The following is a 15,563-nucleotide window of genomic DNA, read 5'->3' on the forward strand; positions in this document are numbered from 1 at the left end:
AATTTTAAGGCAAAAATGATGCAAAAAATTATGTTTTAAGAATATTTTGGCTATAAATTTTATTAATAAAATGTTTCATGATAACTTTGTTAAGTAATTTATCTCTTATTAAATGTATTATTCGTTTGTAATACCGGTGTACAACAGACCCGATGAAATTGATGAACTTTTAGAAAGTTTGGTACATCAACAATATAAAAATGAGTTTGAAATAGTGGTTGTTGAAGATGGTTCTACTGTAAAATGCGATGCTATTGTAGCTAAGTATCAAGCTGTTTTAAATATTTCTTACTATTATAAATCGAATTCTGGTCCAGGCGATTCTCGCAATTTTGGAATGAGGGTAGCTAAAGGTTCGTATTTCATTATTTTAGATTCTGATTGTATTATTCCTGCAAACTATTTAAACGAAGTTGATGCTTATTTAAGTAAGAATTTTGTTGATTGTTTTGGAGGACCAGATGCTGCACATGAATCTTTTTCTGATGTTCAAAAGGCTATTAATCAAAGCATGACGTCTTTTTTAACTACTGGAGGTATAAGAGGTGGAAGTGAGAAATTGGGAAAATTTCAGCCAAGAAGTTTTAATATGGGAATCTCTAAAACTGCTTTTGAAGCATCTAATGGTTTTGGAAAAATTCATCCAGGCGAAGATCCTGATTTATCAATTAGGTTATGGAATCTTGGTTTTAAAACAGCGTTAATACCAAATGCATATGTTTTCCACAAACGAAGAATAGATTGGGAAAAATTCTACAAACAAGTCAACAAGTTTGGAAAAGCACGCCCTATTTTAAATCAAAGATATCCGCAATACGCAAAAATTACATTTTGGTTTCCATCTGTTTTTATCTTAGGACTTATTGCTTCAATATTACTTCTCTTAATTAACTTTAAATATTTTATTGGCTGTTATATTTTGTATTTTTTGATATTATTTGTAGAAAGTTTTATCAAAACTAAAAATATAAAAATTGCATTTTTAACGATAATTGCAACTTTTATTCAGTTTTATGGATATGGGGCAGGGTTTTTGTATAGTTATTTTTTGCTAAATATTAAAAAAGAAAAAGCCGAAACGGCTTTACCTGAAATGTTTTTTAAGTAATGACAAAGATTATCGGTTTAACAGGTGGTATAGGCAGTGGTAAAACTACCATAACGCGCTATATTGAAACAAAAGGAATACCTGTTTATATTGCAGATGATGCTGGAAAGAGGGTTATGGAACATCAGGAAATTATTGATAAGGTTAATGCCCTTTTTAATAATGAAGTTCTTTTAGCAAATGGATTGCTTGATCGAAAAAAAATTGCAAGTATTGTTTTCAACAATTCAGAAAAGTTAGCACAATTAAACAATATTGTACACCCAGCAGTTGCTTTAGACTTTGAAGATTTTAAAGAAAATAATAAAAAAGCTGCAATAATTGTAAAGGAAAGTGCTGTTTTGTTTGAATCAAACGCTTACAAGTCTTGTGATTTTACTATTTTAATAACAGCTCCAGAAGATATTAGAATTCAGAGAGTTATCAAAAGAGATGGTGTTTCAAAAGAAGAAGTTTTAAACAGAATTAAAAATCAAATGAGCGAAGAGGAAAAAGAACTCAAAGCAAACTTTGTAGTGCAAAATATCGAATTAAATAATGCATTTTTACAGATTGACAGCATTTTAGATAAAATTTTAATTCAATAACTCTATTGTTAACTTTAGGTTAAATGAGTATATTATTAATTGTTAAAATGTTAAATTTGAATGTATTTTAAAAGTAATGAATAGATATAGATTTCAGTTTTTGGTTGTTTTAATGAGTATGGCTTTATTAGGAATTATTTTAATTCAGCTGTATTGGATTAGCACAACATATGAAAATAAAGACATTCAATTTCAGCATTTAGTTAGTCAAACCATAGGAAAAGTTGCTGACAAAGTAAAGGAAAAAGAAAGATATGATTTTCAGAAAAAACTATTAGATTATAGAAATAAAACAGGTAAAGTGCCTGATAAAACAGAAGTTAGGAAAATTTTTCATACAGAAAAAAACACCGAAACAAATGAAGAAATTGTTTATACCAATATCATTTCTGTTGAAAATTTAAACGATGCTATTTTAGGTTCTGCCTTAATTGATAGCGCTAGTGGCAAAAAGAAAGATTACAAAAATTACGTAAGTAAAAGAAAAACAGAAATTTTTCGCGGAAAAAGTGAATCAATTGATGGTTTAGGAAACGATATCCACAGATCTTTAAATAAAGACACACAGCCTGATGAAGTTATTGTTAAAGAAGGTGATGTTGTTGATTTAAATAGAATGGTACTTGATTATACCTATAATGATGTTGTTTCAACTTATGCCATTGAAGAACGCTTAAATGTTAAGAATTTAAGTTCATTGATAAAACAAGAATTAGCTCATAATAAATTAGATACTAATTTTGAATTTGCGGTTTTTAATAATGGTTTAGCAACATCTATAAAATCAGGAAACTTTGTTTTCAAAGAAAACAACACGTATTCAATTCCTATTTTAACCGATATTGAAAATCATTCAAAATACCAGCTGTATATCAGTTTTCCTCAAAAACAAAAGTTTTTAGCATCAGATTTATTGCCTTTTATTTTAATTTCTCTTTTGTTTACAATTGTCATCATTGCAGCGTATTACAGTGCAATTCGTCAATTAATTACGCAAAGACAAATTTCAGAAATTAAGAACGATTTTATCAATAATATGACTCATGAGTTTAAAACACCTATTGCTACTATTAACCTAGCTTTAGATGCCATTAAAAACCCTAAAATTATTGATGATAATGAAAAGGTAATGCGTTATGTACAAATGATTCGTGAAGAAAATAAAAGAATGCATGCGCAAATTGAAAATATTCTTAGAATATCAAAATTAGAAAAGAAAGAATTAGATATTCCGAAAGAAAAAATTGAATTGACAGAGATTTTAGAAGTAGCCATTGATCATATTTCTTTATTAATTGAGGATCGTGAAGGTACTTTAACCACAAATTTAAATGCTCAACGCGATACTGTTTTAATCAACCCAACACATTTTACAAGTGTTTTTGTGAATATTTTAGACAATGCAATTAAATATTCGCCTAATGCGCCTGTAATAAACATAACTACAGAGAATATTAAAGATTTTATTGTGGTTAGAATTAAAGATCAAGGTGCTGGTATGAGCAAAACAGCAACCAAGAAAATATTTGACAAGTTTTACAGAGAACATACTGGCGATGTGCACAATGTAAAAGGTCACGGTTTAGGTTTGGCTTATGTAAAACAAATAGTTGATGACCATAATGGTCAAGTATATGTAGAAAGTGAAAAAGGTAAAGGCAGTACCTTCATAGTAAAATTGCCACTAATTAATTAAAAAGTAACAAACAACAAATAGGTAAACAATGGAAGTAAGTAACAAAAAAATCTTATTAGTAGAGGATGATCCAAATTTCGGATCTATTTTAAAAGATTATTTAGTGATGAATGATTTCGATGTAACTTTAGCCAAAAATGGTATGGAAGGTTTCGAAAAATTCAAAAAAGACACATATGATTTGTGTATTTTAGATGTAATGATGCCTTATAAAGACGGATTTACTTTAGCACGTGAGATTAGAGATAAAAATAAAGAAATTCCTATTATTTTCCTTACAGCTAAAACAATGAAAGAAGATGTTTTAAAAGGATATAAAGTAGGTGCGGATGATTATTTAAATAAACCTTTTGACTCAGAAGTTTTATTAATGAAAATCAAAGCAATCATGCTTCGTAAATCATCTGAAGTAAAAGCTGAAAATACAAAGTTTGAATTTGAAATAGGTAGATTTCATTTAAATTCAAAATTACGTTTCTTAACTTTTGAGAATGATGAGCCAATTAAATTATCTCCAAAAGAAAACGAGCTTTTAAAAATGTTAGCTTTATATGAAAATGATTTAATGCCACGTGAAGTTGCCTTAACAAAAATTTGGAGAGATGATAATTATTTCACATCTCGTAGTATGGATGTGTACATTGCTAAACTTAGAAAATATCTAAAATCTGATGAGAATGTTGAAATTTTAAATATTCACGGTGAAGGGTTTAGATTAGTAGTTAAAAATAAATAGCCACACTATCCCTAAAAAGAAAGTGGAGTAACATTCTAAATTACATAAATTATAAAAAGGAAGGGAATTTACTCTTCCTTTTTTAGCTATAAAATCTATTTCAACACTTTAAAATCACTTCATTTTCAGTGTTATTTTTTCAATTTGTTCTGATAAGTTACTCATCCAAATTAATTGATCTATAATTAGTTGGGCTTCTTCTAACTTTTGAATTTTATGTGCTTCATCAATGTTCATCAATTCAACTTCTTGTCTGCGAATTGCCTTTAATTGTGTAATACTAATTTTAAAATCATCTTCAATATCTTGAGTGATTTCCGAATCAAAATCAAGGTTGTGTAATGACTTGCTAAGGTTATTGTTAATGTAATCCATAACCAATTTGAATGATTTTGAAGCTTCGGTTGTTTTATGAAAACGAATATACGTTCCAATACTTGTTGCAGATGAAACAAGGGTCTGGTTTAAAACAGTTAATTCATACAATTCGGCTCTATTCAACTGTTTACGCTTTGGCTCTTGAATCATTCTTTGAAAACTCGCCATTAAATTACCTACTTCAATAAAAGCATTTTTTCGAGCTATTTTGTATGATGTTGAAGGTTCTCCCTTTTTTATGTAATAATATTTTACTTCAATTATATAGTGCTTGATTGCTTTTAATGAATTTTCTAGATGATTATTCATTGAGTAAAGCTCCCAGGTTGGCCAAATAAAGCGTGTAGCAAAATAAGCAAGTAAAGCACCAACAACTGTATCTAAAATTCTATAAACTAATTGCGACTCTGCGTTGCCCGATAATAAACCATAAATTAATATTACATAATAGGTAACAAAAGTAACGCCTATTTTATAATCAACACCTGTAAGCCAATATCCTAAAAGCATTGAAATAATTGTTAAAATGCTTAAAATAATGTTATTATCGATTAGGATAAGAGTCGATATTCCTAAAATACCGCCAATAACAGTTCCTATTACCCGATGAGTTGATCTTTGTTTGGTAAGACCATAACCTGGACGCATAATAACAACAATGGTTAGTAAAATCCAATAAGCGTTTTCAAAATTAAAAATCTTACCTATAATTAAACCAACAAACATGGTTAAAGTAATACGCAATGCATATCTAAAAGTGGTAGATTTAAAATTCAAATGCTCAACCAATGTTTTAAAACGATAATGTTCTGGTGTGAAAAACTTTTCTAAATCGCGGTATTTACCTCTTAATTCATCAGCATTAACACGCTCTTTATAAATTCGTTCCAAACCTTTTATTTTCTCAACCTGCTTATCAGCGTAAAAAAGTAGGTTATTAACATGAACAGCATGCTCATCAAAAATTGATATGTTTTGATTTTTTACGTATTGATCAATTTTAATTTTTAAGTTTTTAAAATCGTTTGTTAAACTATAAGGAGAATGGTATTTTTTGTTTGTTTTTATTGTAAATGATAATGCTTGTAGCGTTTTAGAGAAATTACTAGCCAGTGTTTGATATTCTTCAAGTATGCTAGCATCATCTTTAAAAAAGTTAATGAATTCTTTATGGTCAAAAGTATTTGCCATAGCTAATTCTAAAATTTCTACCAACGATGTTAATGCTACTAAAAGCTTTCTATTGTTATTAGAGTTTAACGTTCTAGCTTTATTGTAAACCAAATATTCACGAATATGTTCGTGTAATTCGTTAATTCTAACTTGCTTTTTTAATAACTCATGATTGATTTTTTCTCTATCGGCGTTTGGTAACCATAATTGAGAACGTAAATTAAGGTATTCACTGGTAATTTCAATACATTCTGCAACCTCTAAATTAATGTATCTGCTTGGTTTTATAAAGTAGAAAACAATTGAAATTATTGTGTAAAATAAACCTCCAGCCAATAAATACAAGCAATTGGTTATTAATATTTCGGGTTCATCATGATGAATAAATGATAAACTAATAGTTAATAATAAGGTAAACGATAATAAATTAGCTCTGTGACCATACAACGATATTATAGCCGAAAAAAAGACAAAAACACAGAAAAGTAACGAAAACAAAAAAAAGTAATCATATGTTATAGTCAGTGTAAAAGAAATTATTGGAATTAAAAGCGAAACCAATATTAAACCAATAACTTTATGTTTAAAATTACTCGATATATCAATAGGTGCACATAACATGGCGCCCAAAGTAACTGTAAAAGCAGCAGAAAAATCGGCTGTACTAGAAAAAATAAAAAAAGCAATTATTGCCGTAAACGTAATTTTTATAGCGTTATAAAACTGATTGTCGCCAAATTTTAAAATTAATTTATCAAACATTGTAAGAAGTACATTAAATAAGAATTGAATACTTATTTCAAACATTAAAGTTAAAATAATTAACTGCAATTTTTACTATATTTTGTAACTTTGCCATTATTATTTTAAAAAAGGAAAAATGATTTTATCTATTGTAGGATACGGAGATCCTGTTTTACGTAAAAAATGTGAAGAAATAACTCCAGAATATCCTCAATTACAAGAGCTTATAAGTAATATGTATGAAACAATGGATCATGCATATGGCGTTGGTTTAGCTGCACCGCAAATAGGTTTACCTATTCGTTTATTTGTTGTTAGTACCAAACCTTTTAGTGAAGATGAAGATTTATCAAAAGAAGAGCAAGAATTTCTTGCCAATTTTTCAAGTACTTTTATAAATGCCAAAATTTTAAACGAAGAAGGCAAAGAGTGGGCTTTTAACGAAGGTTGTTTAAGTATTCCTGGTGTACGTGAAGACGTATATCGTAAGCCAAATATCACAATTGAATATTACGATGAAAATTTCACTAAGCATACCAAAGATTTTTCAGGCTATGCAGCTAGGGTAATTCAACATGAATATGACCATATAGAAGGTATTTTATTTACTGATAAAATTTCAACTTTAAAAAAGAAATTAAATACCAAAAGATTAAATAATATTATGGAAGGAAAAGTATTTCCTGATTATAAAATGAAATTTATTAATAAAAAGGGAAGATAATTTTGGATATTAATTTCAAATTAGGATATTTGTGACCTTGTAAAAAATTAAATAATGAGCGTAGAAAAAGTTTTAGCTATATCTGGAAAACCAGGACTATATGAATTAAAAATCCAAACAAGATCTGGATTTATTGCAGAATCGTTAATCGATGGAAAAAAATTAACTGTAGGTTTACGCAGTAATGTAAGCTTATTATCAGAAATTTCGATTTATACTGAAACAGATGAATTAAAATTGTTTGAAGTTTTTGCACGTATTGCAAAAAAAGAAAACAACGGAACTGCATTAGACCATAAAGCAAGTAATGATGAATTATTAGTTTATTTTGGTGAAATTGTTCCAGATTTTGATCGTGACCGAGTTTATGTGTCAGATATCAAAAAAGTTTTAAATTGGTATAATATTTTACAAAAGGCAAACTATGTTACTAGATTAAACGAAGCAGCTGTTACAACAACTGGTTCTGTAACTATTGATGCAGTAGCTCAGCCAGAAACTGTAGAAGTAGAAGCTGAAGAAAAACCAAAAGCAAAACGCACTAGAAAAAAGAAAGAAGAAAGCGAAGAATAAAACAAAATCCAGCCTTGTGCTGGATTTTTTATATCTGATTATTTATGAACAACAGAGCTAATCAATTAAAAGCATTTGAAAGATTGTTAGATATCATGGACGATTTAAGAGAGAAATGTCCTTGGGATCAAAAACAAACCTTTCAATCATTAAAACATTTAACAATAGAAGAAGTTTATGAGTTAAATGATGCAATTTCTGAAAACAATCCTACCGAAATTAAGAAAGAAATTGGCGATTTACTTCTTCATTTAGTATTTTATGCTAAAATAGGAAGTGAAACACAATTGTTTGATATTGAAGATGTTTGTAATACACTTTGCGAAAAGTTGATTTACCGTCACCCGCATATTTATGGAAATGTAGAAGCAAATGATGAAAAAACGGTAAAAGAGAATTGGGAAAAGCTTAAACTAAAAGAAGGCAACAAGTCGGTTTTAAGTGGTGTTCCTAAAAGTTTGCCTGCAATTGTAAAAGCATATAGAATTCAAGATAAAGTAAAAGGAGTAGGCTTTGATTGGGATAATAAAGAAGATGTTTGGAAAAAAGTTGAAGAAGAGCTAGATGAATTTAAGTTTGAAGTTTCGTCAAATAATTTTGAAAAGCAAGAACAAGAGTTTGGCGATGTATTATTTGCACTAATTAATTATGCCCGTTTTTGTGATATAGATCCCGAAGAAGCTTTGAATAAAACAAATAACAAATTCATAAACCGATTTACAAAAATGGAAGATCTAATAAAAAAAGATAGTAAACAATTAGGAAACTTATCTTTAAATGAATTAGATGTTTATTGGGATATAGTTAAAAAGTTGGAAAAAAAATAACTTTCAATTATCTTTATTAAAAAAAGAAAATTATGAAAGATTTATTGCGCGCATTAATTGCAGGTTGGGGTGCTAAAAAAGCAGGCTTTGGCTGCTTTGGTACCATCATTGTTTTTATAATTCTGTACTGGATTTTAGGTAAGTTTATGTAGAATAGAAAAAAGAGTATGCCAAAGGCATACTCTAATCATACAAAATAAAACAATAATTAAAATCAATTTAAGCAATAAAATATTTATCAAATATTTTTTTTGCTTTTTTCTTAGTTACTTCTTTTTTATATTTCTTCTCAGAATCAATATAAAATACAGGAGCGCTTTTGCACATTCCTTGGCATTTCATTTTTTCTAATGAAATACTTTTATTAAGACCTGTTTCTGATAACAAGCTTTTAATACACGACTTAGCCTCTTCATTATATCTACAACATTTTTTTCCGTCGCAAAAATAAATTACATCATCCAAAGAATTACATTTACTCATTATCCTTATCTTTAACGAGTACAAATATACATTATTATTTTTATTTGTTCTAAATAAAAAATTAAAAAATGCAAAAAAAATATCTCTTAGTTATTGGTTTGTTGATTGTTGTAATATGCGGGTATTTAATTGCGCCACAATTCCCTCATTTTTTCTCAACTATATATAATCAAAAGATATATGCTGGCATTGATTATTTCTTACACTTTACAACAAATTGGCTTCCTTTTTCTATAGGAGATATTTTGTATGCTTTTATAGTTGTTTATCTAGTTTTTAAATCAATTAAGTACATTAAAGGCAAAGAATTTAAAAAATTAGGTTTATTTCTAACCACATGTATTCTTCTTTTTTTTGGATTGTTTCAATTGATGTGGGGATTTAACAATTATAAATTTTCTGTGGCAAAGCAACTTGATTTAACAATTGGTTACGAAAAAAACGATTTAGACATTTTTACGCAACATTTAATTTCAATTGTAAATAACCAACAATTATCATTAACCAACAATGTTTCTAAAAAAGTAGTTTTAGAGAAAAATTTAAAGCAATTTAATGTAGAAGCAATTGATAATTATAAAAAACTGCCTAGTAAATTGCAAAATATCCTTGCAAAAACTGAAATTAATCAGGTAAAACCATCGTTTTATTCGTGGTTACAATCTTATATGGGCTTTAGTGGATATTTTAACCCATTTACACATGAAAATCAAGTAAATATTGAGATACCAACTATTGGCATGCCCATTACAGTAGCACATGAAATGGCACATCAATTAGGAATTGCAAGTGAAACCGAAGCTAATTTTTTTGGATATCAGGTGATGAAACAAAGCGATGATTTACAGTTTCAATACACAGCAAATTTATATGCTTTGAAGTATTGTTTAAGACAATATAGAAATGAAAACGAAGAAACATATCAATCACTTTTTAACCAATTACATTACGGTGTGCAACAAAATATTACAGACAGTGAAGCTTTTTGGGAAAGTAAAAGAAATATTTCTTCGTTTTTTTTCAAACAACTTTATGGTCGTTTTTTAAAAATGAACAACCAAAAAGATGGTATACAATCATACAATAAATTTGTAGATTTATTGATTAATTACAACAAAAAATTTCCTGAAATTTATTGATTCATTTGTTGTTCTAAATCTCTATTTTTTCTAAAAGGACGGATTATTACACGTGATTCTCTATCAAACACAAAATAATTATAAACCCAACTCCAGAAAACAAGTGTTTTATTTTTAAATCCTATCAATGAAAAAAGATGCACAAACATCCAAACAAACCATGCAAATACACCATTGAAATGCAATTTAGGTAAATCAACTACCGCTTTATTACGACCAATAGTTGCCATGGATCCTTTATCGTTATAAACAAACTTCTTAAGCGATTGTTTTTTTACCAAACGCTCTAAATTTTCAGCTAAAAGTTGTCCTTGTTGAATTGCAGGCTGTGCCATCATTGGATGACCGTATTGATATTTTTCACCATACATTGCTGCAACATCACCCAAAGCAAAAATATCCTCAAAACCTTCAACTTGGTTATAATCATTTACACGAATACGGTTGGCTCTATCTAAAGTTTCGGCAATACCTTCGGTAGGAGCTCCTTTAACTCCGGCAGACCAAATAACAGCTTGCGTTTTAAAAGAAAGACCATCTTTAGTAGATACAGTATTACCATCATAACCTGTAACAATGGTTTTTAAATGTATTTTTACGCCTAACGCTTTTAGATATTTTTCTGCTGCTTTAGACGATTTGTTGGTCATTGCATCTAATACGTTTTGTGAACCTTGCACCAAGTTAATCTCCATCATTGAAACATCTAAATCTGGATAATCTTTTGGTAAAACCGCTTTTTTCATTTCAGCTAAAGCTCCAGCAAGTTCAACTCCTGTAGGTCCGGCTCCAACAATAACAAAATTCATTAAAGCTTTTCGTTCAGCTGCATCATTGGTTTGCAATGCTAATTCAAAATTCTCTAAAATTAAACTGCGAATATTTAATGCTTCTGGTATGGTTTTCATTACCATACTGTTTTTTTCAATTTCCTTGTTTCCAAAATAATTATTGGTAGAACCTGTGGCAATAACCAAATAATCGTAATAAATAGTACCAATATCGGTAATTACCTTTTTATTTTTGGTATCAATTTGCTCTACCAAAGCCATTCTAAAGAAAGCTTCTTTATGCTCTTTAATAATTTTACGAATTGGATAAGCAATGGATCCTGATTCTAATCCACCCGTAGCTACCTGATACATTAAAGGCTGAAAATTATGGTAATTGTGCTTGTCTAACAACACTACCTGAAAGTTTTTATTTTTTAATTTTCTTGCCAAAGATACACCAGCAAAACCACCACCTATGATAACGACTCTAGGATTACTAGAATCTGGAATATTCATCATGATTTATTCAAATTTATTACACTGCAAAATTACGAACTTAAATACAATTACCCCCTCTTTATTTTGTTTTTTGATTTAACGCGAAATTATTGTTTATTTGTAACATTGGATAGCTAAACAAATGAATGAAAATTTAGAGCTTGAATTTGTTAAAGAATTAGAGAAAAACCAAAACATTATTCATAAGGTTTGTAGAATTTACACAAACAATTTAGATGAACATAATGATTTGTTTCAAGAAATCTCTATTCAACTATGGAAAGCTTATAAAACTTTTAAAGGAGAATCAAAATTTAGTACTTGGGCTTATAAAGTAAGCCTTAATACTGCCATTTCTTTGTTTAGAAAAAGTTCTAAAAACATTAATACTACATCAGTTGATTTTGCATTCATTCAATTTAAATATGATGAATACAATGAAGAAGAAGAAGTAAAATTAAAAAAGATGTACCAAGCTATTCATCAACTTAACGATATTGACAAAGCTTTTGTTTTTTTATATTTAGAAGATAAAAACTATACAGAAATAGCCGAAACTTTAGGTTTAAACGAAGGTAATGTTAGAGTTAAAATGAACCGAATAAAAACACGATTATCAAAAATTGTTAATTCTTAATTTATGACAGAATTAGAATTGTTAAAAGAACATTGGAGCAAACAGGATGACTTTCAAGTTGTTTCTAGAGAAGAGCTTCATAAAATGATTAAAAAAAGCTCATCAAACATATTAAAGTGGCTTATTGCTGCCAATATTTTTGAATTAAGCTTTTTCTTGTTGCTACCTTTTATTTTTAGTAGTGATGCAAACGTATCTATTAAAAACCCTATAATAATAAAAGTAACCTATATCTTAGACTATCTCTTAGTTAGTTTGCCCATTATTTTTTCAATAGTGTATCTATATTTAATTTCAAACATTCATACAACCGATTCAATTTCGTTACTATTAAAAAATATATTTAGGGCAAGAAAATTACTTAATGTTTACATTATATTAAATGTGTGTATTTTTTTAATTATCTTATATACGGGCATCTTTGAAGCTTTAAATAGTGACAGGATAGCTCAACCAACAGGAGTAAGTGCTTTCACATATAACATAATAGTTGTTTTAAGTTGTATTTTTGTAGGAGTCATTTTTATGTTAATCATATGGTCGTTTTATAAATTGATTTATGGTAGATTACTAAAGAAATTAAATAAAAACTACAAAGAATTAAAAGATTTGGAATAAAAACTAAATCTATTCTCTTGATATTTTATAAATCTTACCACTATCGGTTATAGCATACAACGATTGATTGTTGTGCGATGCTAAAACATCTCTAAAACGTTCTCCTTTTTCTGCTAACAAACGCTCTTCTCCAACAATTTTATTATCTTTTATTACCAATCGTATAATGTGTTGACCGCTTAAAGCACCTATAAATAAATTATTTTGCCACTCTGGTATTGCATTACCTGTGTAAAAATCGATACCACTTGGCGAAATAGAAGGATCCCAATAATAAGCAGGTTGCTCCATCCCATCTTTTTGAGTAATTCCATCGCCAATTTTTTCACCACTATACTCTAAACCATACGTAATAACAGGCCATCCATAATTTTTACCTGTTTGTATGTAATTCACTTCATCGCCTCCACGAGCACCAAATTCGGTTTCCCATAATTGTTTTGTAACAGGATGAAAAGCCAATCCTTGTACATTTCTATGACCATAAGAATAAATCTCAGGTCTAGCATTGCTAGTTGATTCAAATGGATTTCCAGCAACAGGATGTCCATTTTTGGTAATACGTACAATTTTTCCTAAAGCTGAATTTAGTGCTTGCGCTTGCGGACGCGTAGTTAAATCTGATCGTTCGCCAGTGCTTACAAATAAATTTTGATTCTCATCAAACACCAATCGTCCTCCATAATGCAAACTACCATTGTATGAAGGTTCTGCTCTATAAATTACAGTAGGGTTCTCAATAGATTTTTCATCATTTGCTAACCTACCTTTTGCCACCGATGTTAAATTGCCATTTCCAAAAGGTTCAGAAAACGTCCAAAAAATCATTCTGTTTGTAGCAAATTCAGGATCTAAAGCAACATCTAACAAACCTCCTTGCCCACCAGAATCAACAGTTGGAAAACCTTCTACTTTAGAAATCTTTTGCCCGTTTTCAGAGAAAATTTGCATAAAACCCATTTTATCTGTCACCAACAAATTTCCATTAGGCATACTAATAATTCCCCAAGGTCTGCCTATGTTATTAGCTATTTCTTCAACCTTAATCTTCGTTGTAGTTTTTACACTGCCAATACGCGTTTGCCCAGCAAAAGCGGGTTTATAATTAGTATTAGGTGGGTTTGTTTCAACAGGATTTCCAAGAACTATCTCTTGATCTTTAACAGGACTAGCATCATCATTACAAGAGAAAAAACCTAGCAACATAAAAACGGGTAAAAAACAAAAACTCTTTTTCATAAACACACAATTAATCCATTATTTACACTAAAATTATCATTTATTAAAAAGAAAACAAAATAATTAACAAACAAACCGATCAATTAATCATTAAAAATTGATAAAAAGCAACCTTTTTCTTGTTAAAATATAATTTTAAAATAAGGATTTAAATAGTTAAATTTGATTCTTAAATAGTTGATGAACGTAATATAATATAGAAAGATGATTATTAAACCAAGAACAAGAGGTTTTATATGTTTAACATCGCATCCTGATGGAACTGCTACAAACATTAAAAACCAAATTGAATATGTAAAATCAAAAGGAGAAGTTACAAACGGACCTAAGAAAGTATTAGTAATTGGTGCCTCAACAGGCTTTGGAATTTCATCAAGAATATCTGCTGCTTTTGGTTCTAATGCTGCTACAATTGGTGTTTTCTTTGAAAAACCTGCTACTGAAGGAAAACCAGGTACTGCAGGTTGGTATAATTCTGCAGCATTTGAACAAGAAGCACATGCAGCTGGTTTATACGCAAAATCAATTAATGGTGATGCTTTTTCAGATGAAATCAAACAACAAACTATTGAACTAATTAAGAAAGATTTAGGTAAAATTGATTTGGTTGTTTACAGCTTGGCATCGCCTCGTAGAACGCATCCAAAAACAGGTGTTGCTTATGCTTCGGTTTTAAAACCTATAGGTCAACCTTTTACCAATAAAACAGTAGATTTTCACACAGGTGTTGTAAGTGATATTTCAATTGCTCCAATTGATTCTCAAGAGGATATTGACAATACCATTGCTGTTATGGGTGGTGAAGATTGGAAATTTTGGATGGAAGATTTACAAAAAGCGGGTGTTTTAGCAGATGGCGTTAAAACAGTTGCTTATTCTTACATTGGACCTGAATTAACGTTCCCAATTTACCGTAACGGAACTATTGGTCAGGCAAAAAATGATTTAGAAGCTACAGCAGCAACTATTAATACAATTTTAAAAGAGGTTAATGGTGAAGCTTACGTTTCTGTAAATAAAGCCTTAGTTACGCAATCGAGTTCTGCAATTCCGGTAGTGCCTTTATACATTTCGTTATTATATAAAGTAATGAAAGAAAAAGGTATTCACGAAGGAACAATCGAGCAAATGTATCGTTTATTTAAAGAGCGTTTGTATACTGCCGATGGTAAAATTCCTGTTGATGCTGAAGGAAGAATTCGTATTGATGATTTAGAAATGCGTGAAGATGTCCAAGCCGAAGTTGACAAATTATGGAAAGAAACTACAACTGAAAATTTAGAACAGATTTCAGATATTCAAGGTTACCGAAATGATTTCTTTAATTTATTTGGATTTAACTTTGATACTATAGATTATGATGCTGACGTAAACGAAGTTGTAAACGTTTCTAGTATTTAATAATATTGAAATAGTAATGAAAAAGGTGTCTATTTGAATTGACACCTTTTTTTATGTTTAAAAAAACAGCATCAAAAAATATATAATTTAATTGATTGCAAAACAATAAAAGTGTACACAAATTAACAAATAGATAAAATCTATATTGAAACATAAATATTTATTTATCAATATTTTATAAAAAATTACTTAAACTAAAAATTTAATTAAAGTGAATTTATAGAATTAC

16 protein-coding genes are annotated in these 15,563 nt (G+C 29.1%); 12 read left to right on the forward strand and 4 right to left on the reverse strand.

The features are described from left to right. The first annotated feature begins 112 nt into the window (after positions 1-112). The 4 genes from H1R17_RS12405 to H1R17_RS12420 all read left to right on the forward strand — a co-directional run bounded on the left by H1R17_RS12405 (position 113) and on the right by H1R17_RS12420 (position 4,127). A complete protein-coding gene (locus tag H1R17_RS12405; protein ID WP_163432880.1) occupies positions 113-1,108 on the forward strand; it encodes a glycosyltransferase family 2 protein in 996 nt (331 codons plus the stop codon). After that, entirely contained in the window at positions 1,108-1,695 is a 588-nt protein-coding gene (coaE, locus tag H1R17_RS12410) for a dephospho-CoA kinase (protein WP_163432881.1), read from the forward strand. The genes H1R17_RS12405 and coaE overlap by 1 nt, the downstream gene beginning before the upstream one ends. Positions 1,696-1,771: 76 nt before the next feature. Continuing rightward, positions 1,772-3,391 carry a sensor histidine kinase KdpD gene (locus H1R17_RS12415; protein WP_163432882.1) on the forward strand — a complete coding sequence of 540 codons (1,620 nt, stop codon included), beginning with the start codon at positions 1,772-1,774 and terminating at the stop codon, positions 3,389-3,391. A 28-nt stretch (positions 3,392-3,419) separates the two neighbouring features. After that, a complete protein-coding gene (locus H1R17_RS12420) occupies positions 3,420-4,127 on the forward strand; it encodes a response regulator transcription factor (RefSeq protein ID WP_163432883.1) in 708 nt (235 codons plus the stop codon). 114 nt (positions 4,128-4,241) lie between these two features. Here the strand turns inward: H1R17_RS12420 and H1R17_RS12425 are convergent, their stop codons facing one another. Beyond that, complete coding sequence (locus tag H1R17_RS12425; protein WP_163432884.1) at positions 4,242-6,509, reverse strand: FUSC family membrane protein; 2,268 nt, start codon at positions 6,507-6,509, stop codon at positions 4,242-4,244. Between the two features lie 49 nt (positions 6,510-6,558). Between H1R17_RS12425 and def the strand changes: the two genes are divergently transcribed. The 4 genes from def to H1R17_RS14225 are packed head-to-tail and all read left to right on the forward strand — an operon-like array spanning position 6,559 to position 8,698. Further along, positions 6,559-7,146, forward strand: coding sequence for a peptide deformylase (gene def, locus H1R17_RS12430; protein ID WP_163432885.1), 588 nt, complete (start codon positions 6,559-6,561; stop codon positions 7,144-7,146). A 54-nt stretch (positions 7,147-7,200) separates the two neighbouring features. Continuing rightward, positions 7,201-7,719: a DUF5606 domain-containing protein gene (locus H1R17_RS12435; protein ID WP_163432886.1), complete on the forward strand. Its 519-nt coding sequence runs from the start codon at positions 7,201-7,203 to the stop codon at positions 7,717-7,719. Positions 7,720-7,763: 44 nt separating this feature from the next. Next, on the forward strand, positions 7,764-8,546 hold the full coding sequence (mazG, locus tag H1R17_RS12440) for a nucleoside triphosphate pyrophosphohydrolase (RefSeq protein WP_163432887.1): 783 nt from the start codon (positions 7,764-7,766) through the stop codon (positions 8,544-8,546). 32 nt (positions 8,547-8,578) lie between these two features. Further along, positions 8,579-8,698: an ATP synthase F0 subunit B gene (locus tag H1R17_RS14225; protein ID WP_163432888.1), complete on the forward strand. Its 120-nt coding sequence runs from the start codon at positions 8,579-8,581 to the stop codon at positions 8,696-8,698. A 67-nt stretch (positions 8,699-8,765) separates the two neighbouring features. Here the strand turns inward: H1R17_RS14225 and H1R17_RS12445 are convergent, their stop codons facing one another. Then, positions 8,766-9,029, reverse strand: coding sequence for a (2Fe-2S) ferredoxin domain-containing protein (locus H1R17_RS12445; RefSeq protein ID WP_163432889.1), 264 nt, complete (start codon positions 9,027-9,029; stop codon positions 8,766-8,768). Positions 9,030-9,097: 68 nt separating this feature from the next. Between H1R17_RS12445 and H1R17_RS12450 the strand changes: the two genes are divergently transcribed. Further along, positions 9,098-10,168 carry a DUF3810 domain-containing protein gene (locus H1R17_RS12450; protein ID WP_163432890.1) on the forward strand — a complete coding sequence of 357 codons (1,071 nt, stop codon included), beginning with the start codon at positions 9,098-9,100 and terminating at the stop codon, positions 10,166-10,168. Here H1R17_RS12450 and H1R17_RS12455 read toward each other — a convergent pair. After that, a complete protein-coding gene (locus H1R17_RS12455) occupies positions 10,162-11,460 on the reverse strand; it encodes an NAD(P)/FAD-dependent oxidoreductase (RefSeq protein ID WP_163432891.1) in 1,299 nt (432 codons plus the stop codon). The two genes, H1R17_RS12450 and H1R17_RS12455, sit on opposite strands and share 7 nt — an antisense overlap. A 121-nt stretch (positions 11,461-11,581) precedes the next feature. On the opposite strand from H1R17_RS12455, the gene H1R17_RS12460 reads away from it, so the two are divergent. Further along, complete coding sequence (locus H1R17_RS12460; protein ID WP_163432892.1) at positions 11,582-12,076, forward strand: RNA polymerase sigma factor; 495 nt, start codon at positions 11,582-11,584, stop codon at positions 12,074-12,076. 3 nt (positions 12,077-12,079) lie between these two features. Beyond that, the gene (locus tag H1R17_RS12465; protein WP_163432893.1) at positions 12,080-12,694 is read left to right on the forward strand and encodes a hypothetical protein; all 615 of its coding nucleotides are present in this window, start codon (positions 12,080-12,082) and stop codon (positions 12,692-12,694) included. Between the two features lie 9 nt (positions 12,695-12,703). On the opposite strand, the gene H1R17_RS12470 is transcribed toward H1R17_RS12465, so the two are convergent. Then, positions 12,704-13,933, reverse strand: a complete 1,230-nt coding sequence (locus H1R17_RS12470; RefSeq protein WP_163432894.1) for a PQQ-dependent sugar dehydrogenase — start codon at positions 13,931-13,933, stop codon at positions 12,704-12,706. Positions 13,934-14,137: 204 nt separating this feature from the next. On the opposite strand from H1R17_RS12470, the gene fabV reads away from it, so the two are divergent. Then, positions 14,138-15,334: an enoyl-ACP reductase FabV gene (gene fabV / locus H1R17_RS12475; RefSeq protein WP_163432895.1), complete on the forward strand. Its 1,197-nt coding sequence runs from the start codon at positions 14,138-14,140 to the stop codon at positions 15,332-15,334. Positions 15,335-15,563: the final 229 nt, after the last annotated feature.

Source organism: Flavobacterium sp. xlx-214 (assembly GCF_013874595.1).
Classification (GTDB): Bacteria; Bacteroidota; Bacteroidia; order Flavobacteriales; family Flavobacteriaceae; genus Flavobacterium.

Excerpts from the sequence above, each read along its gene's own strand:
- H1R17_RS12405 (WP_163432880.1), top strand. The coding sequence starts at position 113 with ATGTATTATTCGTTTGTAATACCGGTGTACAACAGACCCGATGAAATT.
- coaE (WP_163432881.1), top strand. The coding sequence starts at position 1,108 with ATGACAAAGATTATCGGTTTAACAGGTGGTATAGGCAGTGGTAAAACT.
- H1R17_RS12415 (WP_163432882.1), top strand. The coding sequence starts at position 1,772 with ATGAATAGATATAGATTTCAGTTTTTGGTTGTTTTAATGAGTATGGCT.
- H1R17_RS12420 (WP_163432883.1), top strand. The coding sequence starts at position 3,420 with ATGGAAGTAAGTAACAAAAAAATCTTATTAGTAGAGGATGATCCAAAT.
- def (WP_163432885.1), top strand. The coding sequence starts at position 6,559 with ATGATTTTATCTATTGTAGGATACGGAGATCCTGTTTTACGTAAAAAA.
- H1R17_RS12435 (WP_163432886.1), top strand. The coding sequence starts at position 7,201 with ATGAGCGTAGAAAAAGTTTTAGCTATATCTGGAAAACCAGGACTATAT.
- mazG (WP_163432887.1), top strand. The coding sequence starts at position 7,764 with ATGAACAACAGAGCTAATCAATTAAAAGCATTTGAAAGATTGTTAGAT.
- H1R17_RS14225 (WP_163432888.1), top strand. The coding sequence starts at position 8,579 with ATGAAAGATTTATTGCGCGCATTAATTGCAGGTTGGGGTGCTAAAAAA.
- H1R17_RS12445 (WP_163432889.1), bottom strand. The coding sequence starts at position 9,029 with ATGAGTAAATGTAATTCTTTGGATGATGTAATTTATTTTTGCGACGGA.
- H1R17_RS12450 (WP_163432890.1), top strand. The coding sequence starts at position 9,098 with ATGCAAAAAAAATATCTCTTAGTTATTGGTTTGTTGATTGTTGTAATA.
- H1R17_RS12455 (WP_163432891.1), bottom strand. The coding sequence starts at position 11,460 with ATGATGAATATTCCAGATTCTAGTAATCCTAGAGTCGTTATCATAGGT.
- H1R17_RS12460 (WP_163432892.1), top strand. The coding sequence starts at position 11,582 with ATGAATGAAAATTTAGAGCTTGAATTTGTTAAAGAATTAGAGAAAAAC.
- H1R17_RS12465 (WP_163432893.1), top strand. The coding sequence starts at position 12,080 with ATGACAGAATTAGAATTGTTAAAAGAACATTGGAGCAAACAGGATGAC.
- H1R17_RS12470 (WP_163432894.1), bottom strand. The coding sequence starts at position 13,933 with ATGAAAAAGAGTTTTTGTTTTTTACCCGTTTTTATGTTGCTAGGTTTT.
- fabV (WP_163432895.1), top strand. The coding sequence starts at position 14,138 with ATGATTATTAAACCAAGAACAAGAGGTTTTATATGTTTAACATCGCAT.